The sequence below is a fragment of the Anaerosporobacter sp. genome (genome assembly GCF_031551385.1).
Lineage (GTDB): Bacteria > Bacillota > Clostridia > Lachnospirales > Lachnospiraceae > Anaerosporobacter.
Genome location: NZ_JAVBNS010000016.1, coordinates 59,969 through 83,819, shown reverse-complemented (window position 1 = coordinate 83,819; position 23,851 = coordinate 59,969). Strand labels below are relative to the sequence as shown.

The window sequence follows — 23,851 nt, the reverse complement described above, 5'->3', positions numbered from 1 at the left end:
ATGTTTTTTTACAAATAACTTCAGTTGTTTTTTATATCGAATTTCTAATTCATAACCTCTTTTAATCTTATATCCAAACTTGTATATCGTTCCTGCTCGCTTACATTATCAATCATAGATTGCACAACCGCGCTACTTCCTACTAATGTCACACAACTTTTTGCTCTTGTAACCGCTGTATACAGTAGATTTCGATGTAATAGCATCTTAGGTCCTGATAGTACAGGAATAATAACTGCTGGATATTCACTTCCTTGCGATTTATGAATTGTAATTGCATAAGCAAGCTCCAGTTCATCAACTTGTTGAAACGAATATTCTACATATCGAATCTCATCAAATACAACCGTTATAATTTCTGAGAACAGATTTATCTCCTTAATTATTCCTGTGTCTCCATTAAACACTCCAGTTCCTTTTTCAAAGCTTAAACCGAATTGGCTCTTGCATTCCCATTCGATTTGATAGTTATTCTTAATCTGCATTACCTTGTCTCCCTCTCGGAAGATACGCCCCGACACTTCTTTCTCACGCTTACCTGTCTCTGCTGGATTAAGATACATCTGTAATACTTGATTAAGTCGCTCCACTCCTAGTTCCCCTTTTCTCATTGGAGTTAATACCTGAATATCATATGGTTTTGCATTGACATACTTCGGCATCTTATATTTAATTAGTGTAAGCATTACTTGTATAATTACAGTAACATCATCCCTCTTTAACATAAAGAAATCTTTACTCTTATTATCAAGTGTAATTGGTTCTCCATTATTAATCTTATGAGCATTGACAATAATATCGCTCTCTGTTGCCTGTCTAAAAATCTTATTTAATTTAACAACATGAAATGTATTTGCGTTAATAATATCTTTCAATACATTTCCAGGGCCTACAGAAGGGAGCTGATTTACATCACCTACTAAAATCACTCTCGTTCCTACTGTAATCGCTCGCAACAATGCATTCATCAAACTGATATCTACCATAGACATCTCATCTATAATTATTGCATCTGCCTCTAATGGATTCTCTTCATTTCTCTCAAAATTCAATTTTGTGTTCGAATCATCTGGTGCTCCTGACAGTTCTAATAATCGATGAATTGTCTGCGCTTCATATCCCGTTGTTTCGCTCATTCTCTTTGCTGCACGCCCAGTCGGAGCTGCCAAAAGGAAATCAAGACCCTCTGCTTCAAAGAATCTAATAATCGTATTAATCGTAGTTGTCTTACCTGTACCCGGTCCACCTGTTATTACTAATACGCCGTTACGTACTGCCTCTACTACAGCATCTCTTTGCATCTCGTCTAATTCGATTTTCTCTGCCTTTTCAATTTTTTTTACTCTGCCTATCATCTCATTCACAGCCACATCGTAAGATTCATTCAAATCATGAAGCATACGTGCTACATTTAATTCTGTATAATAAAAATATGTGCTATAAACGACTTTTCTATCATCAATCTCTTTAATCATTACCTTTTTATCAATTACCATATCCATAATATGGTCTTCAATTCTATCTGGTTCTATTATTAACATCTGAGCCGTTTTAGCAATCAACGAATCCATTGGCAAATATACATTTCCCGATTGTGACGCTTGCAATAACACATACAACACACCTGCTTTTATACGGAATTCTGCATCCCCACCAATTCCTACCTTTGCAGCAATTTCATCTGCAATTCGGAAACCCACTCCATTAATATCATCTGCTAATTTGTATGGGTTTTCTTTTATCACTTCATACATGCGACTTCCATACTGCTTATATATCTTAACTGCCAAATTATTCGTTATTCCATACTTTTGCAAGAACAACATTGCATCACGTAATTCTTTCTTATCTTCAAATTGCGTACCTATTTCTTGCGCTTTGGCTATACTTATTCCTTTTACCTCTGCTAATCGCTCTGGTTCTTGTTCTATTATTCGAAATGTCTCTTCTTTAAACTTACGTACAATTCTAGCCGCCAATGCAACACCAATTCCTTTAATCGCTCCTGATCCAAGGTAACGTTCTATTGACATCATATCTTCCGGCTCTTTTATTTCATAGTTTTGTACTTGAAATTGATCTCCATATATTTGATGCGAGATATAATTACCATGTAATTCTACATATTCTCCTTCATTAATAAACGGAAAACTCCCTACACATGTTATATCGTCATCCTCTCCAGTTAAGCCGAGCACAGTATAACCATTCTCTTGATTGCGATATACTATTTTCTCAACATAACCCCGAATTGTCTCAGCCAATTGTTACTCCTCCTGCATGAAATTCTTTTTACTTTATAGGACTGACTTATCATAATACGATAACCAAAAAATGCTATTACGCTACAGGAATCTGTAAGCATAACAGCACTCTTTTCATCTATTGACGTTTCATTGATTCATATAACATCTGAGCAATTCCTAATCCACCTGTCTCACTCATGTTTTTTGCATACTCTTGATATAATGAATCCCCAAAGTATTGTACATATTCATTTTCGTCATCTTCACTTTTAGGAACTAAGCTTGTCTTCATTGATTTGAATACTTGCTCTACAAGATATTGCTCAAAGTCTTTACAAACTTCCATAAGCTCATCATCTGTTGCTGTAGAAACGCTTGTATTATTTAATTTGCTTTTTAATTGCGTAGCTTGCGTATTTTGTTTATTAAGTTCTGATACCGTGCTACTATATGCTGCTAAGGAATCGATTGCCATCGTAATTCTCCTTTCTATGTTTGGAGATTGCTATAACTATCTAAGGTTATTTGCTTGTTGTAACATCTCATCCGATGCTGTAATAATCTTAGAGTTCATCTCATATGCTCTTTGTGCTACAATCAGATTTACCATTTCATCTGCTGTTTGTACATTAGAACCTTCTAAATATCCTTGTTTCATAGATACGTTAGAACCTTTTACTGTATTCACTCCCCAAACTGCTTCACCAGAAGCGTCTGTTTCTTTCAAAATACTATCTGATGTTTTAAGTAATCCTGCTGGATTGCTAAATTGTGCAACACCAATCGTAATGCCAATTGATTGTGCATTTCCCGAATCATCTGGGTAGCAAAGAGTTCCATTTGCATCAATTGTTATTTTAGAAGTATCATACTTTGAATCAAGTACAATTGCATTACCTGTCGTATCAAGTACTGGATTACCATTTGAAGTAGCAAGAACCATACCTTCCGTTCCAACTGCTAAATTAAATGATCCACTTCTTGTATACCCAACTGAACCATCTGCCATCTGAACCATAAAGAATCCTGATCCTTGAAGAGCAAAGTCATATGTATTACCTGTCTCTAACATTGATCCTTGTGTATAGTGTGTTGTAATCGCTGAATTACGCACACCTAAACCTACTTGTGCAGATGTTGGTTTTGGATCACCATTGTTATCTGTTGTTTTTTCTTGAATTGTTTGGTATAACAATGTTTTAAATTCTGCTGACTCTTTTTTATAACCAACCGTATTAACATTTGCTAAGTTATTCGCAATTGTATCAACATTCGTCTGTTGTGAAATCATACCAGACGCTGCTGTCCATAAAGAACGCATCATAATCGAGCACCTCTTTCTTCATCATTAATAATTTATCGTTTCCCTAACCTATTATACTTTACCAATTTGATTAACTGCTTGATCAAGTAATTGATCTTGTGTCTTAATTACTTTCTGACCAGCTTCATATGCTCTTGTAATATTAATCAAACTAACCATCTCTGAAATAACATTTACATTAGACTGCTCTGTATAGCCTTGTCTTACTACACCAGCACTATCTTTTTGTTCTGCGCCATCAACAGGTTTATAATAATTATCTCCAGCTTTTTTAAGATAAGAATAATCTTCAAAATCTGTTATTGTTAATTTCCCAACATATTCTTGATCTGCATAAACTGTACCATCAAGCTCAATCGTTACAGACTGTGCATCTGTAGGTATCTGAATGTCTCCGCCATCACCTTGAAGATGATTTCCGTATGCATCAACCAAGTATCCATCTTGTGTCATCTTGAACGATCCATCTCTTGTATATTGAATCGTCTCATTTCCGTTTCGATCTGCTACTGCTACAGTAAAAAATCCATTGCCTTCAATCGCTAAATCATATGTATTCCCTGTTTCACGGAATGAACCTTGCGTATAGTCTGTATAATACTCTCCAAGCTTTACTCCTAAACTCATTGTTCCAATAGGTCTATTGGTATAAGCTTCCGATGCATCATTAATTTTTATTGTCAACGCTTCTTCAAATGCTTGACTTGTTACGCTTTCTTTCTTATAACCAATTGTAGCGGAATTCGCTAAATTATTACTTATTGTATCCAATCGTTTCTGCTCATTAATCATTCCTGTATAAGCAGTATATAGTGCTCTAACCAAACCCTTATACCTCCTATTGTAAATCTATAATCCACACACTAATCCCTAACACATATTTCGTCATAATTTCAGGATTACTTTATAGTACATATTATCTATTTTTGAGATACCAATAAGATCCACATTCTTATCTCGAAGAAAGAATGTGAATCTTATTATCTAGTCTCTTTTACCGCTTAAGAATTCAACGAATTTTCCTGTTCCGATTGCAACAGCTGTCATTGGCTCTTCTGCTGTCATTGTATTAATTCCTGTCTTTTCTTCAATAAGTTGCTCTAAACCGTATAATAGACAACCCCCGCCAGTTAGTACAATACCACGATCTGCAATATCGGCTGCTAATTCTGGTGGCGTTTTTTCTAATACACTGTGTACTGCTTCAACGATTTGTGAAGTAGTTTCTTTTAAAGCTTCTTCCGTTTCATCAGATGTAACAGTAATTGTCTTTGGAAGGCCTGTTACTAGGTTACGTCCACGAACATCTAATGTAGCTACTTCTGGTCTTCTGTATGCAGAACCAATTTTAATCTTAATATCCTCTGCTGTTCTTTCACCAATTAATAGATTATGTTTTTTACGCATATAACGCACGATTGCTTCATCAAAGTCATCACCTGCAATCTTAATTGATGTACTAACTACAGTACCTCCTAATGAGATAACTGCAATATCAGTAGTACCACCACCGATATCAACAATCATGTTACCACATGGTCTTGCAATATCGATACCAGCACCAATTGCTGCAGCAATCGGTTCTTCTATAATAGCAACATCTCTAGCACCTGCTTGGTATGTTGCATCTTCTACTGCTTTCTTCTCAACTTCCGTTACTTGGCTAGGTACACAAACGCTAATTCTAGGTTTTCTAAAACGTTGCTTTCCAACTGCCTTTTGAATGAAATACTTTAACATCTTTTCTGTTACTGTATAATCAGAAATAACACCTTGTCTTAAAGGTCTAACCGCTACAATATTACCTGGTGTTCTACCAAGCATTAATCTCGCTTCCTCACCAATTGCTTTAATTTTATTCGTATCTCTATCGAATGCTACAACTGAAGGCTCTTTTAAAACTACGCCTTTCCCTTTGATGTAGACCAACACGCTTGCTGTTCCTAAATCAATACCAATATCAGTACCCAACATACAAAATCTCCTTTCAAATCCAATCCTATCTATTAATTTATTTTTTACAATCATTGTCTGATTTTTTCCATTATTCAACTAGCCAAATATACTCAGTATCATTATATACGCATTAGGTAATTAAATCAAAGGAAATTTTCATTTTCTACAAATTTCTCTTACTATTCAGCCATATGGATATGTAATGACATATTCCGTAGAAAGCTTGCTTGCGAAGGAATATGTTGTTGCATATCCATACGGCGCTTAGCCGCAGCGAGATGAAGCTCAGTAAACTGAGCTGGCATGGCATCTAATCTGAACTGTAATATTTTCTCACACTCATAAAATTTCATAGGTGTTTAAGAAAAAAACACTGTATACTTATTATAACCAGTACACAATGTTTTATAATCTTCGAGCATAGAAAATCCACCAATCAGACCGTTCTATTATCTTGCTATATTTGATTTTGCCTGCTTTTCTCTACCTATTCGTACATATAAATCTGATTTGATTAATGCTGGTCTTAATGCAGCATATAATAATGAAGCAATTACTACTGAGGTAAGTGCATTTACTACTGTTGCAAGTGCTGTGATCTTCGCTAATGTCTTAGCTAAATCTGCTTCCATTCCAAGCAGATACTTCTTATAGAAGTATCCTACAACAGGATCTGCTACTATATTAAATACCATACCTGAAACTGCTGAAATCACTGTCCATCTCATCACATAAGATTTGTTATGCTCTTGGCTTAACTTCGCAATCTTATGGGCAACTAATCCTACAATAAGTCCAATACATAATTTTAGTAAAAATGTTTTTGGTGCGTATGTAACATAATCCGATGTTAAATCTGCAATTGTCATTCCTACTGCTCCTGCAAGGCCTCCCCACACTCCGCCAAGCAAAAGTGCTCCTAACACACAAAATGTGTTTCCAAAATGTATTGCTGTTTTTTCCATGCCAATAGGAATATCAAAACGCAAAAATTGAAATCCTATATAACATAATGCTGCCATTAACGCAGCTTGTGCTAGTTTTAATGTTGTTTGTTTTCCATTCATATTATCACCACTTTCTTTTATTCTTTAGTAGTATACGCATTTACTGGCATAATGTAAAATGCCAAATGCAAACTGTTTAATAGTGCCAGTTTAATATAGTAAATTTCTTTATTAACTCACGCGCTAAGCGCAATCGTATATAGATTTGTATTCTCTTTTTAACGAGTGCGCATTCAACGCAGAGCCTTTTAATTTACAATATGAAATTTTCTTGTAAATCAAAAAAACGAATCATTATGCAAACGATCCACTACTTCTGTAATTCTTTCTTTCGCTTCATATCCTGTTGTAGAGTTCTTGATATAGTTAACGAGTTCTTCTTTCTTACTATCAGCAAGTGCCGAAAAATTAGTCATAGCTCTCATATCAAGAGCTAGTGACATTCCTAATCCAACTGGAAGTTCACCATTATCCGTAAATGACATTGCTACACCTCCTAAATCACTCATTAATTTGTTCCTACAACATTATTTTCTGTAATAAAAGATAAATTATGAATGTACTTTTTTCCACTGTATTTATTTGTCAATCTACGCTTTATTTACATATTAGAATACTAATTACTTTTTAGCTAACATATGCTATAATACCTATATTCACTTTGTCACAATATCGGCTAAATCGTTTATTTTCGACATATGTAACTTTATGTTTTAGTTTTACGGAGGATTTTATGAAACCATATAGAATATTTAGCGATAGTTCTTGCGATTTAACAGAAGAATTACTAGCTCAATACAACATAACAACAGTGCCCTTTTATGTATCATTTGATAAAGAGGTCTACCAAAAAGAAATTATTGATATTTCCATTCCTGATTTTTATCAACGTTTAACTACCGAAAGCGTGTACCCTAAAACTTCGCTTCCTTCTATTGATGATTATTGCCGCAAATTTGAAGAAGCCATAGTTGCTGGATATGACGTTCTCTGTTTGAATATCTCGCTTAAATTTAGCGGCTCACACCAGTCGGCTATGACTGCTAAATCTATTTTAGAAGAAAAATATCCTGAAAGCCAAATCGAAGTTGTAGACTCCTTGATTTGCACTGGCGGACAGGGTCTTTTATTACTTGAAGCTGCCAAAATGCATAACATCGGATATTCTCTTACGGATAATGTTTCTAAACTTCTTGAATTGCGAGAAACAGGGAGACTAATGTTCACTCTTGGTACCCTTGAGTACCTTCAAAAGGGTGGCAGAATAGGTAAGGTTTCTGCTCTTGCAGGAAGTTTACTTAACTTAAAACCGCTTATTGTAATGGAAGACGGTGAACTTGCCCCTTATGGTAAAGTACGTGGTTTTAAGAAGGCCATTGATAAGGTTTACGATATGCTTATTAATCATTTCAAAAACAATAACCTTAATTACTCAGACTATGAATTCTGTGTTATTACGGGTACTAATTTTGATGAGGCATCTATCTTCCTTGAAAAGCTACCTAGTGTTATTAACCAACCTGTCGATCTACCTATTCTTACACTAGGTACAACAATTGGTACATACACTGGCCCAGATATTGTTGGAGTTTGTTTTGTACGCAAATATAACGCTTAACTATTCAAAGCCCCTACATCCAAAAGATTGAACTTGGATATGGGGGCTTTTTTCTCTTCTTTCAATCAACAAAAAACCGCAACCCCCTACGAATAAGGGATTGCGGTAAATTTATGATATTAAATCATTAATTATTCAATTACAGTAGCAACTTTACCAGAACCTACAGTACGTCCACCTTCACGGATAGCGAAAGATAAACCTTGCTCCATAGCGATTGGGTGAATTAATTCAACTGTGATTTCGATATTGTCACCAGGCATACACATTTCAACACCAGCTGGTAAATCAATAACACCAGTTACGTCAGTTGTTCTGAAGTAGAATTGTGGTCTGTAGTTGTTAAAGAAAGGTTTATGACGTCCACCTTCATCTTTAGTTAATACGTAAACTTGAGCAGTGAATTTTTTGTGGCATTTGATTGTACCTGGTTTAACAAGTACTTGTCCTCTTTCGATGTCTGTTCTTTGAACACCACGAAGAAGTGCACCAATGTTATCACCTGCTTGAGCTTCATCAAGAAGTTTACGGAACATTTCGATACCAGTACAAACTACTTTACGAGATTCTTCTTTGATACCAATGATTTCAACTTCTTCATTTACATGAAGTACACCACGTTCAACACGGCCTGTAGCAACAGTACCACGTCCAGTGATTGAGAATACATCTTCGATTGGCATTAAGAATGCTTGATCAGTAGCACGTTTAGGATCTGGAATATGAGCATCTACAGCGTCCATTAATTCCATGATTTTATCTCCCCATTCGCTAGATGGATCTTCAAGAGCTTTTAAAGCTGATCCTTTTACTACTGGGCAATCAGTGAAATCATATTCTTCAAGGTTTTCAGTGATTTCCATTTCTACTAATTCAAGTAATTCTTCATCATCAACCATATCACATTTGTTCATGAATACAACGATGTATGGAACACCTACTTGACGAGATAATAAGATATGCTCTTTAGTTTGAGCCATAACACCGTCAGTAGCAGCAACTACAAGGATAGCACCATCCATTTGAGCTGCACCAGTGATCATGTTCTTAACGTAATCGGCATGTCCTGGACAGTCAACGTGAGCGTAATGTCTCTTATCTGTTTCATACTCAACGTGAGAAGTAGAGATTGTGATACCTCTTTCTCTTTCCTCTGGAGCTTTATCGATATTTTCAAAATCTACAGCAGCATTACCAGCAACTCTTACAGAAAGAGTTTTAGTGATAGCAGCTGTTAAAGTAGTTTTACCATGGTCAACGTGACCGATAGTACCAATATTACAATGTGGTTTCGTTCTTTCAAACTTAGCTTTAGCCATTTTTAAGTGTCCTCCTTTAAATACGCGCCCTTTGGGCTACAATACTGAATTCTTTATAGTGAGTCAGAGTACCCGACTCTTGTTATAATCTTCTTACGAATGTATAACCATTGAAGATTATTGCCTCGTATCACTAATTATATTTCATATTAGTAATATTTTCAAGAAGAATATTATTTACTTCTAGAAGCAATAACTTTTTCTTGAACTGATTTTGGAACTTGTTCATATTTTTCAAAGAACATAGAGTAATTTCCACGTCCTTGAGTCTTAGAACGAAGGTCCGTTGCGTAACCAAACATTTCAGAAAGTGGAACATAACCTTTAACTAATTTACCTCCACCGATGTCATCCATACCTTCGATACGTCCACGACGTGAATTGATATCACCAATTACATCGCCCATGTATTCTTCTGGCATAGTAACTTCAACTTTCATGATTGGCTCAAGTAATACTGCTCCACCTTTGTTCATAGCATCTTTGAATGCCATAGAACCAGCGATATGGAATGCCATTTCACTTGAATCGACTTCATGGTAAGAACCATCATATACTGTTGCAGAAACACCAAGTACAGGGAATCCAGCGATGATACCAGCTTTTGTAGCTTCTTCAATACCATTACCAACTGCTGGGATATATTCTTTAGGAATAGCACCACCAACAACTGTTGATTGGAATTTGAATGTTTCTTCACCGTTAGGATCCATTGGCTCAAACTTAACTTTACAGTGTCCGTATTGTCCACGACCACCAGATTGTTTTGCATATTTACTATCAATTTCAACTGCATTAGTGAATGTTTCTTTGTAAGCAACTTGAGGAGCACCTACATCAGCTTCTACTTTGAATTCACGAAGAAGTCTATCTACGATGATTTCAAGATGAAGTTCACCCATACCAGCGATAATTGTTTGACCAGTTTCTTGGTCAGTGTGAGCACGGAATGTTGGATCTTCTTCAGCAAGTTTTGCTAAAGCTTCACCCATCTTACCTTGACCAGCTTTTGTCTTAGGCTCAATTGCTAATTCGATAACTGGTTCTGGGAATTCCATAGACTCAAGAATAACTGGATGTTGTTCATCACAGATTGTATCACCAGTAGTTGAGAATTTGAAACCAACTCCTGCTGCGATATCTCCTGAATAAACTTTATCAAGTTCTTCTCTCTTGTTAGCATGCATTTGTAGAATACGACCAACACGTTCTTTTTTGTTCTTAGTTGCATTCAATACATATGAACCTGAATTGATTGAACCAGAGTAAACTCTAAAGAATGCTAATTTACCTACGAATGGATCGGCCATGATTTTGAATACTAATGCTGAGAATGGTTCTTCATCAGAAGAATGTCTTTCTACTTCATTACCATCTTCATCAAAACCTTTGATTGATTCGATATCAGTTGGAGCTGGCATATATTCAAGAACTGCATCAAGTAGTCTTTGAATACCTCTGTTTTTGTAAGCAGAACCACAGCATACAGGGATTGCTTTACATTCACAAGTACCTTTTCTAAGAGCTGCTTTTAGTTGTTCAACTGTTGGCTCTTCACCTTCAAGGTAAGCCATCATTAAATCATCATCTAATTCGCAGATTTTTTCAACTAATTCACTTCTATATAGTTCAGCATCATCTTTCATGTCTTCAGGGATTTCAACAACATCGATGTCTTCACCCTTATCATCATTATAGATATAAGCTTGCATTTCAAATAAGTCAATAAGACCTTTGAAATCATCTTCTTTACCGATAGGTAATTGAAGAATAATTGTATTTTTACCAAGTCTGTTTTTGATTTGGTCTACTGCGCCATAGAAGTTCGCACCTAAGATATCCATCTTATTGATGAATGCCATTCTAGGTACATTGTATGTGTCAGCTTGACGCCATACGTTTTCTGATTGTGGCTCTACACCACCTTTAGCACAGAATACACCAACTGCACCATCAAGTACACGTAATGAACGTTCTACTTCTACAGTAAAGTCAACGTGTCCAGGAGTATCAATAATATTGATACGATGCTCTAAAGCACCTGGCTTAACAGCTGTTTGTTCATGCATTGTCCAGTGACAAGTAGTTGCCGCTGAAGTAATTGTGATACCTCTTTCTTGTTCCTGCTCCATCCAGTCCATTGTAGCAGTACCTTCATGAGTATCACCGATTTTATAGTTTACACCAGTATAGTATAGGATACGCTCTGTTAATGTAGTTTTACCTGCATCAATATGAGCCATAATACCAATATTTCTGGTTCTATCTAACGGATATTCTCTTCCAGCCAAGGGATTTTCCTCCTTAAAATAATGAGTGTCTTGTCTTACATTTTAACTAAAAAATGCAAGATAGCAAAGAAGATACGGATATCTGCTTCGCCCAGTCAACTGTAACCTGTTCGTTCTTATATTTAACCCCTTATACAACCGAAGTTGCATAAGAGGTATTTTGCATGTTTGTGGCAATCTTAGTTGATATAAACCCATTGCAATTAAGCAATGAATCTTACCATCTGTAGTGAGCAAACGCTTTGTTTGCTTCTGCCATTTTGTGCATGTCTTCTTTTTTCTTAACAGATGCTCCAGTATTGTTAGCTGCATCAAGAATTTCATTTGCTAATCTTTCTTCCATTGTTTTTTCTCCTCTTTTACGAGAATACAATGTAATCCAGCGAAGAGCTAATGCTTGTCTTCTATCTGCTCTAACTTCGATTGGTACTTGGTATGTTGCTCCACCGATACGTCTAGCTTTAACTTCAAGCACTGGCATAATGTTGTTCATAGCTTCTTCGAATACTTCAACAGCTTCTTTACCAGTTTTTTCTGCTACTTTATTAAAGGCTCCGTATACGATCTTTTGTGCAACACCTCTCTTACCGTCTAACATAATGTTATTGATAAGCTTTGTTACAACCTTGTTATTGTATAATGGATCTGCTAATACATCTCTTTTTTGAATATGTCCTTTACGTGGCACGGTGCTTCCCTCCTTAATACGTGTTTATCAGTTTCCCGATAATACACTTGTTAATTCATCGGTACTCACATATTGTGTCAACTACAAAATAATCCCTGTAATTGTTTTCTGTGTTCGTAACCAGTTTAATATATCGTCACCTGCAACCTACAGGAATAAACTCATTAATCCGGCACTTCTTAAATCAGAAAATTGCTATAATGTGGTTACTTATGATTCTTTGCTTCCTATTTAGCGTCTTTTGGTCTCTTTGCTCCATATTTAGAACGAGCTTGACGTCTCTTAGCTACACCTGCAGTATCAAGTGTACCTCTAACGATATGGTATCTAGTACCTGGTAAATCTTTTACTCTACCACCTCTGATAAGAACAACACTATGTTCTTGTAAGTTATGGCCTTCACCTGGGATATAACTAGTTACTTCGATTCCGTTAGACAAACGAACTCTGGCAATCTTTCTAAGCGCTGAGTTAGGCTTTTTAGGAGTTGCTGTTCTAACTGCTGTACAAACACCTCTTTTTTGTGGTGATGATGAGTTAGTAGATTTCTTTCTAAGTGAGTTGAAACCTTTTTGAAGTGCTGGAGAAGTTGATTTCTTCTCGATTGTTTGTCTTCCTTTTCTTACCAATTGATTAAAAGTTGGCATTATTTCACCTCCTGCGGTAATGATGTTTTTTTCTGTGGTTGCTGTTTTTATCAGCTTTAACTGTGTAAATGTGCCATTACTAGCAAAATACACACTAACTGAGTATAATTCAAAGTTTTCTACTTGTCAAGAGGGTCTCAAATAAAATTTATAGTATTTTGTATCTTTTATTTCTTTTTTCTTCATATCAACTATAAGCTTTTACTACCGCCGATATAATTACTAACCCCAGAGGGCCCAGCAAAAACCCCAAGATACCAAATACCTCGAATCCAATTACCATCGCCATCAACATATATACTGGTTTAATTCCAATTCTATCTCCTAATAATTTAGGTTCTAAAAACTGTCTTGTCAATTCACAGATTAGATAAATTGTAATAACTACAGCCGCATATACGACATTTCCTGATAACAATTCCACTACCGCCCATGGTATCAATATAAGCCCACAACCTAACGCTGGAAATGCATCTAAAAAGGATATCAAAATTCCTATTAATAATGCATATTTATTATGAATCAAAAACAATCCACACGTCATGATTGCTGCGGTTATCATCATAATAATCGCCTGTGTCTTCAGATATGCAATTCCCGTCTCCGATAATTTCCCTGTTACCTTATGAATATCCTCATAGAAACGCGAATTTTCATAAAAACTCTTATACTCATCATAGTCTTTCATCATCATTAGTACTCCGATAAATACGATAACCATTTTCCCTACAATGCTTATTAATAGAGCTGCAATACTTAAGGAACGTTGCGTAATCGCAGGAACTATTTTTTCTTGTATTCCTACCCAAAACTTTGATCCATTGCTATAGACATAGTAATACACTTGCCCTTTCTCAAGTTCAAACAATTTATCACAGCAGCCACATATCTTCTTTAGCACGCCAAGAATTACTTCTTGATAGACTGGAATGTTAGTTACAAGACTACTAATTTGCTCAATCAGTTTTTTCCCTAGGAAAAACAGCATTGTACCAATTAAAGTAACTAACATAATTAATAGTATTGTCGTACTAATCATTTTTAACATCTTAATCTTGTCATATAGCCAGTTAACAATCGGACGCAATAACTTCGTAAAAAAATACGCCACAATAAAAGGAACAAACATAAGCAATGCGTAACGAAAAAAAAGATACACCGCTATCGTTGTCCCTATTACTAATAATACTGTTTTTATTTTTATGCGACTTATCTCTCTTTCCACGATAACACCTCTGCCACTTATCATTATACTTCTAACATTTACTTATATAGTGTCTGCAATTTAATATAAATTATTCAGCACACACTACATTTGTATCACTGTTATTTTAAGTAGCCTCTTCATTATCCTTGCTATAAGTCAAATTGTTTAAAAATCCCGTCCTTAGGTTTTCGTTCAAATTCCAGTCTCTTCTTTGAGGTCGGATGTGTAAATGCTAACATATGCGAATACAGACCAACATTCGCCCATCTCATACCTGAATTTTGTTTTTGTCGCTCTACAAACGCTTCATTATATTTTGTGTCTCCCCATAAAGGCATCTGATTTCCCGCCATCTGTACACGTATCTGATGATGTCTTCCTGTTTTCAGTGTTACCTCTACTAATGATATGGGGTATCCACTCTCATCTTTCGCTACCGCCAATACCTGATACATTAAAATTGCTTTCTTACCATTCTTATCAGTAGCATTCGTAATCTTTGATGTATTCGTTCTTGCATCCTTCACAAGATAATTCACAATCTCTTCTGGTACAGCCCCTATCTTGTCTGATAAATCACCTTCGATGACTGCATAATATTTCTTCTCCATTTTTGGAGTCGGATTTTTCCCACTCTGCTCTCCACCTTGCACTTGTATACTCAAGGATTTCGCCGCTACCGGTGTTTTTGCAAAAACCAGAACACCTCCGACTGGTCTATCCAAACGATGCACTAAGCCAAGATACGGTTCTCTCTTCTCTGTCTGCTTCTCATATAGATAATTCTTAAGTTCATTCACCATATCCACGTCCATTGAACGATCACTCTGCACCAACATCCCTACTGGTTTTTCACAAACTAAGACATGTATATCTTCATATATTATAGATGACTTCATTTTTTCTCCTTAATCGGTACTTATTATATCGTCAATTGAAAAAACCTTCATAATGTTCAAATACATACTAAGGAGCTTTGAACATGGAGAAGGTTTTTTTTAATTGACATTCATTATACTTTAAAACGATATCCAACGCCCCAAATTGTTTCAATATATTGAGGTTTCGATGTATTTATCTCTATCTTTTCACGTATCTTTTTGATATGAACCGTTACGGTTGCGATATCTCCGATAGATTCCATATCCCAAATCTCTTGAAATAGTTCTTCCTTTGTGTATACATGATTCGGATTTTGTGCAAGAAATGTTAATAAATCAAATTCTTTCGTTGTAAAGATTTTTTCTTCTCCATTAACATAGACACGCCTAGCAGTTTTATCAATCTTAATACCACGAATCTGAACTAATTCATTTTCCTTCGTATTCGTACCAATCAATCTTTCATATCTTGCTAAATGCGCTTTTACTCTTGCCACCAATTCACTTGGGCTAAATGGCTTTGTCATATAGTCATCCGCTCCAAGTCCAAGTCCACGAATCTTGTCAATATCATCTTTCTTTGCAGAAACCATAATTACAGGGATGTTCTTTTCTTCCCTTACTTTCTTGCATATCTCGAACCCATCCATATTGGGAAGCATAAGGTCTAATATAATCAAATCATAATTCTCTGCAAGAGCACGTTTCGCTCCTACATCTCCAGATGATTCAATATCTACTGAAAATCCACTCAACTCAAGATAGTCCTTCTCTAATTCTGCAATTGCAAGTTCATCTTCAACTATTAATATTTTACTCATTCCTTAACCCCTCCAATTTCATTCTTATTGTCCGATTTCTTTGTTTTCTCTTTCTGCTTAACGCTATTCTCTTGTGCTAATTTATCCTCTTCAGATTTATTCGATTTGTCTTTTGCAGGAAGGAAGAAAAATCTATACTTCCCATCTCCATCTCTTCGACTCTTTGTGTTCGAATTATCACCTACTTCAGGTAAATCATTAAGCTCTTCTTTATCCTCTTCTACCTTTTTCAAAGTAAAATAAATGGTTGTTCCAACAAGTTCCTTGCTACTAACCCATATGCTTCCGCCATGATCTTCAATAACTTTCTTAGCAATCGCAAGTCCAAGTCCTGTTCCACCTTTCGAGGAATTCCTTGATTGATCCGTGCGATAGAATCGGTCAAAAATATTTGATAAATCTTCTTCTGCAATACCCTGCCCATTGTCCTCTAACTCAATACGAACAAATTCGCCTATATCATTAATACGAACATTGATAATGCCCTTCTTCTTATCAATATATTTTACAGAGTTTCCAATAATATTATTTACCACTCTCTTCAACTGCTCTGGGTCTGCTATTACTCTTACATTATCATCTGTGTAGTTAAAATATGCTACATCAATATTCTTAACCTCAAGGTCTAAGCCTAACTCTTCAATACAATCTGTAAAATACTGATCCACATAAATCTTAGCAAAGTTATAAGGAATTGTATTACAGTCTATCTTTGAGTAAAATGATAGTTCATCTACTAATGATGTCATATCTACTGCCTTTGTATAGATTGTCTTTAAGTATTTTTCCTGCTTCTCTGGTGTATCTGCTACTCCATCCATAATTCCCTCTGCATATCCTTTGATTGCAGTTAATGGCGTCTTCAAATCATGCGAGATATTACTTATCAATTCCTTCGTATCTCTTTCATATTGCATACGAACTTCAATTAACTCTTTTATCCTACATCTCATCTCTTCAAAATCTTCGCATAACACTCCCACTTCATCATCTTTCTCCGCCTGTACCGTGAAATCCAAATCGCCAGATTTAATCCTATTCGTAGCCACCTGCAGTGTCCTCAAAGGATGCAATACACTACGATAAATCCAGAACGTTAGCACTACTGCTGTTAGGAAAATTATTAATACGAATGCAATCATACATTGAATAATAGAAGATTCTAATTGTGGTATTAACTTATTAACATCCGTTACTACAAATATAGAACCTTCTGTTCCATCTTGGTAATAAAAATCTTGTTGCTTTATTAAACATGGATATTCTCCACCCAAATAAATTCCACCGTCCGCACTAATTGTATAGTCCGCAAACTTGGGTAAGTCAACACTAATACGTTCAAATTTCACTTGATCGCCAGCGTATGCAATCTCATTTCCTTTTCGCAATACAATAAATGAGTATTTACCTACTAATTCTGAATTCAATCTTTTTATATAATCCATATCTTCTAACTTCTCAGGTTCTTTTAGTGCACATAGTTTAATATCATTATACACACCTCTTGTCACCCGATTTAATAACTGCATCGGATTGGTTATAACCTGAATTGTATTCGAATCCACATTATATGTTCGCTGAATCGATATAATTTGATTTTTAATAATCATACTACCAACTGTTGCAATCATTATAATGGGAATTGTTATAATTGTAATGAATGCAATTGCTATTCTTCCTCGCAATTTCATCTTGTCACCTTCTTTATCATACTAAGTCGCTCAATCTATAGAAGTAGCCTCTCTGCTTCTCATATGTTACATTATAACATACGTACTCTGTATTTACACATAAACTCTTCGATTTGTTTCTTAACTTTTTCTAAAAAAAAGCACGGATTAACTATTTTTACGCGTAGAAAAAGGTATGCCACCTTTCGATAGCATACCTTCCTTATGTTCTTAACTCTTATAAATATTTCTTTAATACATCTACTTTGTCGATTCTTTCCCATGGTAAGTTTAAATCGTTACGTCCAAAGTGTCCGTATGCTGCTGTTTGTTTGTAGATTGGTCTTCTTAAATTAAGCATTTTAATAATTCCTGCTGGACGTAAGTCAAAGTTTTCACGGATTACATTTACTAATTCGTCATCTTTGATTTTTCCAGTTCCAAATGTATCAACCATTACTGATGTTGGTTGTGCTACACCGATTGCATACGATAATTGGATTTCACATTTATCTGCAAGTCCTGCTGCTACGATGTTCTTCGCTACATAACGTGCTGCATAAGCTGCTGAACGGTCTACTTTTGTACAATCCTTACCAGAGAAAGCACCACCACCGTGACGAGCGTATCCACCATAAGTATCTACGATAATTTTACGTCCTGTTAAACCACTGTCTCCATTTGGTCCACCAATTACGAAACGGCCCGTTGGGTTAATAAAGAAGTTTGTATTCTCATCTACTAATTCTTTTGGAAGAATTGGATCAAATACATATTTTTTAATGTCTGCATGAATTTGTTCTTGTGTAACGTCTGCTGCATGTTGTGTTGAACAAACTACTGCATTAAGATGAATTGGTTTTCCTGCTTCATCATATTCTACAGTTACTTGTGTTTTACCATCTGCACGAAGGTAAGCAAGTGTTCCGTCTTTTCTAACCTTTGTTAATTGACGTGCTAATTTTTGTGCAAGGTAAATAGGGTAAGGCATATATTCTTCTGTTTCATTTGTAGCATATCCAAACATCATACCTTGGTCACCAGCACCAATTGCTTCGATTTCTGCATCTGACATTTTGTTTTCTTTTGCTTCTAATGCACGATTTACGCCCATTGCAATATCAGATGACTGCTCATCTAATGCTACAATAACACCACATGTGTTTGCATCGAAACCTTTTTCTGATGCATCATATCCGATTTCTCTGATTGTATCACGTACGATTTTTTGAATATCTACATATCCTTGTGTAGTAACCTCTCCCATTACTAATACAAGCCCTGTCGTAATTGCTGTTTCGCAAGCAACACGACTCATTGGGTCTTGTGCTAATAAAGCATCAAGAACCGCATCTGAAATTTGATCACAGATTTTGTCTGGATGTCCTTCTGTTACTGATTCTGAAGTAAATAATAATTTTTCCATTTGTTTTCCCTTTCTTTCATCATAATATTTTGATTAGTATTTTTTGACGGAACTTTTTTTATTTTGTAGACACTTTTCACATCAAATCAATTGTTATCCCATCAATCCTTCATGAAATAAGGCCATTTTTGTAAATAAAAAAAGTCCACATAAGTGGACTTGATTCTATAATCATCAAATCCTCTTATTGCTCGATTTTACTCGCTCAGGTTGGCACCTTCCACTTAGGGGGTTGCCGTGACTTCATAGAGCCTTTACTCTCCGTCACTCTGAATAAGAGAAATATAATATTAAATACTATTTTGTTGTTAACATATTAAGCATACTCTAATTTTGCATATTCGTCAACTAGTTGTTGTCGTTTTTATACATTATTGCTGTTTTTTATCATTTAACCCTTTAAATCAATATCTCCTGATACTGTATTGGCATGTATGTTAGTACCTTGGTTTCCATATGTGTAGCAACCACTCTTACAGTCCCTTTGGCTCATTCCTTCATAACGAATGTTTACATCTCCAGAAACTGTAGCTGCATTCAATACATATCCATTGCTATCATTCTCTAAACGAATGTCTACATCTCCACTAATGGTTTCATATCTTGCCTCTGCATCCGTCTTCATTCTTACACTTATGTCACCACTAACACTGTTCAAAGCGTAGTTTTGAGACAATGAGGAACACTCAATATCTCCACTCGTAGAACCTGCCTCTACTTTATCAATAGTTCCACCTTCAATTTCTACGTCACCACTGCTTGAACCACTCTCTACAAACTTTGCGTCTGTCTGTGTGATTTCAATATCTCCACTACTCGTACTTACACCTAAGCACTCTATTTTAGAATGAGCAATTGCGATATCTCCACTACTTGTATGAAAGGATGCCTCTGCACATGTCACCTGATTTATCTTAACATCTCCGCTTGCACTGCATGTAGACAAATTCTTTAGTTCTACATCTGCAATTTTGCAATCGCCACTTGCTACTTTCACTTCAACCTCTTTCACATGAGCAGGGATTTGAATTGTTAGCAGAATATCTACACTGTGAAATATACGAAATAGCATCTTTTGGAAGTTCTCTTTTACACCTACATACATAGTATCGCCCTCTTGGTGATAATAGAAACGATATGCCAGCTTATCTTTTGCTGATCCATTGTTTACATAGTTTGCTTTGAATTCATCTCCTCCAGTAATTATAACATCTGCACAATTTCCCTCTATTTCAACTCTAGTAAATGGTACATCAGAATAATTTGTTTCTTGTTCTTCCACTATACTCTCCACTTCATAAGTTTCTACTGAATTCACCATCTCTACGATCTCTTCTTGGGATTCTACAAGATCTTTTGGTTCTATGGCTTCTTTTGGTTCTACAACTTCCTTTATGGCTTTCGATTCTGTTTGACTTGAAACTTCCATACCAGCAATTTCTGCAATAATTTCTTCCACAGAGCCCAATTCTCTACAGATTTCCTCTTCTGTCTTGTTATTCTTTATTCCCATTCTAAAATGCTCTTCATAGTCACTTATAATCTCACTTATAATTTCTGAATCCACATTTGCTTCCTGTAATGCTTTTTCTATCTGTAATAAATATTCTTCTCTATTCATAGTAATCATCCTCCTAATTAATAAAATAATCTACCGCTACTATAAATTCCTTCCATTCCTGTTTTAATTTTTCTTGATAGGCAATGCCACTTTCTGTTAGATGATAATATTTTCTCGCTGGCCCTTCTCCCGACTCTACAAGATATGTCTCAACATACTTCTCATCTTTTAATCTCTTCAATATCAAATATAATGTTCCTGTCGCAATTACCATCTTCTCTGAAATTGCTTCTGTCAATTCATATCCATAACAATCATCACTTAGAAGTTTCGACAATACACATAACTCTAATGCAGCTTTTTTAAACTGTGGATTCATGTCTCTTCTCCTCCTTTCTTGGGTTAAATATTAAGTTGTTGGTTCGTAATCTTTTAGATTTTTCTTTTTGTTAAATACATCATATCACATACTATTCTATAATGCAATATAGTATTTTAAATTTAGTACTCTTTTATAATCAATTAGTAGGATTTATTATACTAAAAAGACACGTTACTATTTTTCTAAAAGCAATAACGTGTCTTTACCATGTATGAAATAATAGTAGCCTCTATCCCTGAATCCAACGATACAATGATTTTTCTTCATCACTCGATACAAACAAATACTATTCTTTCCTAACCAAATGCTCCATCACCTTCATCTTCACAAACAACGGAACATATTCAATAATAATCGAGGAACTTTCCAAACCATACCACTGCATTTGCGTTCCTGCCACATGTCGAATTGCGTATTTTATAGATATTGCCATTCTTCCATAAGAAGCAATATCACTCTCTGGTGACAACATTTGTCTCAACATACAGAATCTAAAGTTTCCAACTTTTCCACCTGTTCCATAGATAGAATATTTTGATTTCTGCGATGGCAATTCCTTTGACTTAATTAAATCTGTAACGATTTGTCTTAGATACACATTAATCCTTTGATGAATCTTAAATCCAAGATACAATCTTACTCGGAATATATAGTCTGTTCCAAAATTATCTACTGTATATGTGTTAGTAAATGGTTCATCAGTAACAATAACACTTACAATCCAGTATGCTTTTGCTCTCTTTGGCTTTTTATTAAATATAGAATATAGTACGTCTCTATCAATAATATCACCGTGTGTATTATGCGTTATATATACTAGATTATCTGCTGTAAACGGTAGTGATTCATCTGCACGAAGTTCCCTAAACATTGATAGATATTTTTTAATATGAAAATAGTTTGCTTGTGAGCGTTCAATCGCCGTTCCGTAATACCAAACCAACATAATTCCAAACAGTATTATTGCAATTACCAGTGCAACATAACCACCTCGAAAGAACTTTGTAAGACTTGATACAAAGAAACAACCTTCTAGTCCACCAAACAATAGTAAGAATACAAATGAAAGCATTCCTTGCATCTTAGCCTTTCGTAAATAGGTAGATAGTAATATTGTAGTCATCAGCATTGTCATTGTTATCGCCAATCCATATGCTGCTTCCAATCGTGCACTAGAACGGAAATACAACACTACACCTACACAAGATAGCATCATTATTCCATTTACTAGAGGAATATATATCTGTCCTTTTGTCTCTGACGGATACCGAACCTTCATTCTTGGCATTAAATCTAAACGTGTTGCTTCCGATACCAAGGTAAATGAACCAGTTATCAACGCTTGGGAAGCAATAACTGCTGCCACTGCACTTAATATAACTGCCAGCATTCTAACTTGATTTGGAAGCATTTGAAAGAACGGGTTTATATCTTCGATTTTAGCTAATGCAGTGTCATTTTTGTTCTGCATCAGCCATGCGCCTTGCCCCAAATAATTAAGAATCAAGCATATCTTCACAAAAGGCCAACTAGCATAGATATTCTTCTTCCCCACATGCCCCATATCTGAATATAGTGCCTCTGCTCCAGTTGTCGCCAGAAACACACTTCCCAAAATCATAATTCCTTGTTTATTCAAACTGGAGTTAAATAGTATCTTAATTCCGCGCAAAGGATTTAGTGCTCTAAGTACATTAAAGTTGTCTCCTATATTAGATATTCCTGCTATTGCAAGAAATAGAAACCATACAAACATAATTGGTCCAAATGTTTTTCCTATTAAACTCGTTCCCATTCTTTGTATCATAAATAATGCACTAATGATAAGAATCGTAATGACTACAATTCTTGTTTGATTATCACCAAGAACTTCATATATTGTTGGTATGCTTCTAAGACCTTCAATCGCCGTAGTAACTGTAACTGCCGGGGTCAGCACGCCATCTGCCAGCAATGCTGCTCCACCAATCATCGCAGGTAAAATCAGCCACTTTGCATATTTCTTTACTAAACTGAATAGTGCAAAAATGCCACCTTCACCATGATTATCTGCTTTCATTGCAATTAAAACGTATTTGATTGTAGTCAGTAACGTTAATGTCCAGATAATCAAAGACAGAGAACCCAGAATAAGCTCATCATTAATCTGATTTATTCCACCATTCCCTGCTATTATTGATTTCAGAACATACATAGGTGATGTTCCAATGTCACCATATACAACTCCCATTGTTACCAGTACAGCACCTTTACTAAATGGAATCGACACTGACCGTTTCGGCTCTACCATAATAATCTCCTCTTTACTTTTTCATTTTGTTATCTTAATATCAGCATGAGTATAGCAAAAGCTATACCTAGAAACAAGTTAATATTACGCCAAAAATTGTTACCATTAATCTTATTCTACTGCTCCCCCCCAGCTTGATTTTTCACATTTATTCCAGTACAATATAAGAAAACTGATTGAAAAGGCAGCTAAACAGACTTGATCCCTTCAAATGGCTTATTATCCCCCTGTGTTATTATGTATTTACTGTTGTTGCAGCGAGGCTGGGTATGACATTCTATGATGGAAACCATTATCCTTACTTTTTTATAGATTCGGATGTCCTTGGGTGGGGAACGGTAATGCTGAGCGTTTTGGGTCTTGTAGCCGCTTTTCTTGCAATAGGATATATTGTTTTCGTAGTAGATAAATTATTATGTAGGTGGGGAAAAAAGATCAAACGTATCAAATAAGCAAACTACTGTAATATAGGCTATTTCATCACCAGTCGAGCAATACTCAACATAAAAGGAGATTC

21 protein-coding genes and 1 riboswitch are annotated in these 23,851 nt (G+C 35.5%); of the genes, 2 read left to right on the top strand and 19 right to left on the bottom strand.

Annotation, left to right across the window (positions count from 1 at the left end; translation table 11 throughout):
- Positions 1-44: 44 nt before the first annotated feature.
- From recD2 to RMR19_RS02640, 7 genes are all read right to left on the bottom strand, one after another.
- Entirely contained in the window at positions 45-2,264 is a 2,220-nt protein-coding gene (gene recD2, locus RMR19_RS02670) for an SF1B family DNA helicase RecD2 (RefSeq protein ID WP_310601948.1), read from the bottom strand.
- A gap of 118 nt (positions 2,265-2,382) precedes the next feature.
- Positions 2,383-2,721, bottom strand: coding sequence for a rod-binding protein (locus RMR19_RS02665; RefSeq protein WP_310601947.1), 339 nt, complete (start codon positions 2,719-2,721; stop codon positions 2,383-2,385).
- A gap of 36 nt (positions 2,722-2,757) precedes the next feature.
- Positions 2,758-3,570, bottom strand: coding sequence for a flagellar hook-basal body protein (locus tag RMR19_RS02660; protein ID WP_310601946.1), 813 nt, complete (start codon positions 3,568-3,570; stop codon positions 2,758-2,760).
- A 51-nt stretch (positions 3,571-3,621) separates the two neighbouring features.
- Entirely contained in the window at positions 3,622-4,395 is a 774-nt protein-coding gene (locus RMR19_RS02655; RefSeq protein ID WP_310601945.1) for a flagellar hook-basal body protein, read from the bottom strand.
- 159 nt (positions 4,396-4,554) lie between these two features.
- Complete coding sequence (locus tag RMR19_RS02650; RefSeq protein WP_310601944.1) at positions 4,555-5,544, bottom strand: rod shape-determining protein; 990 nt, start codon at positions 5,542-5,544, stop codon at positions 4,555-4,557.
- Positions 5,545-5,975: 431 nt separating this feature from the next.
- Positions 5,976-6,593, bottom strand: coding sequence for an ECF transporter S component (locus RMR19_RS02645; RefSeq protein ID WP_310601943.1), 618 nt, complete (start codon positions 6,591-6,593; stop codon positions 5,976-5,978).
- A 218-nt stretch (positions 6,594-6,811) separates the two neighbouring features.
- Positions 6,812-7,042, bottom strand: coding sequence for a hypothetical protein (locus RMR19_RS02640; protein WP_310601942.1), 231 nt, complete (start codon positions 7,040-7,042; stop codon positions 6,812-6,814).
- Positions 7,043-7,266: 224 nt separating this feature from the next.
- On the opposite strand from RMR19_RS02640, the gene RMR19_RS02635 reads away from it, so the two are divergent.
- A complete protein-coding gene (locus RMR19_RS02635) occupies positions 7,267-8,151 on the top strand; it encodes a DegV family protein (protein WP_310601941.1) in 885 nt (294 codons plus the stop codon).
- A gap of 131 nt (positions 8,152-8,282) precedes the next feature.
- Here the strand turns inward: RMR19_RS02635 and tuf are convergent, their stop codons facing one another.
- From tuf to RMR19_RS02575, 12 genes are all read right to left on the bottom strand, one after another.
- Positions 8,283-9,470: an elongation factor Tu gene (gene tuf, locus RMR19_RS02630; RefSeq protein ID WP_310601940.1), complete on the bottom strand. Its 1,188-nt coding sequence runs from the start codon at positions 9,468-9,470 to the stop codon at positions 8,283-8,285.
- 173 nt (positions 9,471-9,643) lie between these two features.
- Entirely contained in the window at positions 9,644-11,761 is a 2,118-nt protein-coding gene (gene fusA / locus RMR19_RS02625) for an elongation factor G (RefSeq protein ID WP_310601939.1), read from the bottom strand.
- A 217-nt stretch (positions 11,762-11,978) separates the two neighbouring features.
- Entirely contained in the window at positions 11,979-12,449 is a 471-nt protein-coding gene (rpsG, locus tag RMR19_RS02620) for a 30S ribosomal protein S7 (RefSeq protein ID WP_310601938.1), read from the bottom strand.
- Positions 12,450-12,676: 227 nt separating this feature from the next.
- The gene (gene rpsL, locus RMR19_RS02615) at positions 12,677-13,096 is read right to left on the bottom strand and encodes a 30S ribosomal protein S12 (RefSeq protein ID WP_310601937.1); all 420 of its coding nucleotides are present in this window, start codon (positions 13,094-13,096) and stop codon (positions 12,677-12,679) included.
- Between the two features lie 187 nt (positions 13,097-13,283).
- On the bottom strand, positions 13,284-14,345 hold the full coding sequence (gene ytvI / locus RMR19_RS02610) for a sporulation integral membrane protein YtvI (protein WP_310601936.1): 1,062 nt from the start codon (positions 14,343-14,345) through the stop codon (positions 13,284-13,286).
- A 107-nt stretch (positions 14,346-14,452) separates the two neighbouring features.
- Positions 14,453-15,202 (bottom strand): RluA family pseudouridine synthase, encoded by a 750-nt coding sequence (locus RMR19_RS02605; RefSeq protein ID WP_310601935.1) that lies wholly within the window; start codon positions 15,200-15,202, stop codon positions 14,453-14,455.
- Positions 15,203-15,315: 113 nt separating this feature from the next.
- Complete coding sequence (locus RMR19_RS02600; RefSeq protein WP_310601934.1) at positions 15,316-16,005, bottom strand: response regulator transcription factor; 690 nt, start codon at positions 16,003-16,005, stop codon at positions 15,316-15,318.
- Complete coding sequence (locus RMR19_RS02595; protein WP_310601933.1) at positions 16,002-17,696, bottom strand: sensor histidine kinase; 1,695 nt, start codon at positions 17,694-17,696, stop codon at positions 16,002-16,004. The genes RMR19_RS02600 and RMR19_RS02595 overlap by 4 nt, the downstream gene beginning before the upstream one ends.
- 217 nt (positions 17,697-17,913) lie before the next feature.
- Complete coding sequence (gene metK / locus RMR19_RS02590) at positions 17,914-19,101, bottom strand: methionine adenosyltransferase (RefSeq protein WP_310601932.1); 1,188 nt, start codon at positions 19,099-19,101, stop codon at positions 17,914-17,916.
- A gap of 181 nt (positions 19,102-19,282) precedes the next feature.
- A riboswitch (SAM riboswitch) is annotated at positions 19,283-19,381 on the bottom strand.
- Between the two features lie 111 nt (positions 19,382-19,492).
- Entirely contained in the window at positions 19,493-20,722 is a 1,230-nt protein-coding gene (locus tag RMR19_RS02585; RefSeq protein ID WP_310601931.1) for a DUF4097 family beta strand repeat-containing protein, read from the bottom strand.
- Between the two features lie 13 nt (positions 20,723-20,735).
- Positions 20,736-21,041, bottom strand: coding sequence for a PadR family transcriptional regulator (locus tag RMR19_RS02580; RefSeq protein WP_310601930.1), 306 nt, complete (start codon positions 21,039-21,041; stop codon positions 20,736-20,738).
- 289 nt (positions 21,042-21,330) lie between these two features.
- Positions 21,331-23,334: a KUP/HAK/KT family potassium transporter gene (locus tag RMR19_RS02575; protein ID WP_310601929.1), complete on the bottom strand. Its 2,004-nt coding sequence runs from the start codon at positions 23,332-23,334 to the stop codon at positions 21,331-21,333.
- A 176-nt stretch (positions 23,335-23,510) separates the two neighbouring features.
- On the opposite strand from RMR19_RS02575, the gene RMR19_RS02570 reads away from it, so the two are divergent.
- Positions 23,511-23,786 (top strand): Pr6Pr family membrane protein, encoded by a 276-nt coding sequence (locus RMR19_RS02570; protein WP_310601928.1) that lies wholly within the window; start codon positions 23,511-23,513, stop codon positions 23,784-23,786.
- Positions 23,787-23,851 lie beyond the last annotated feature (65 nt).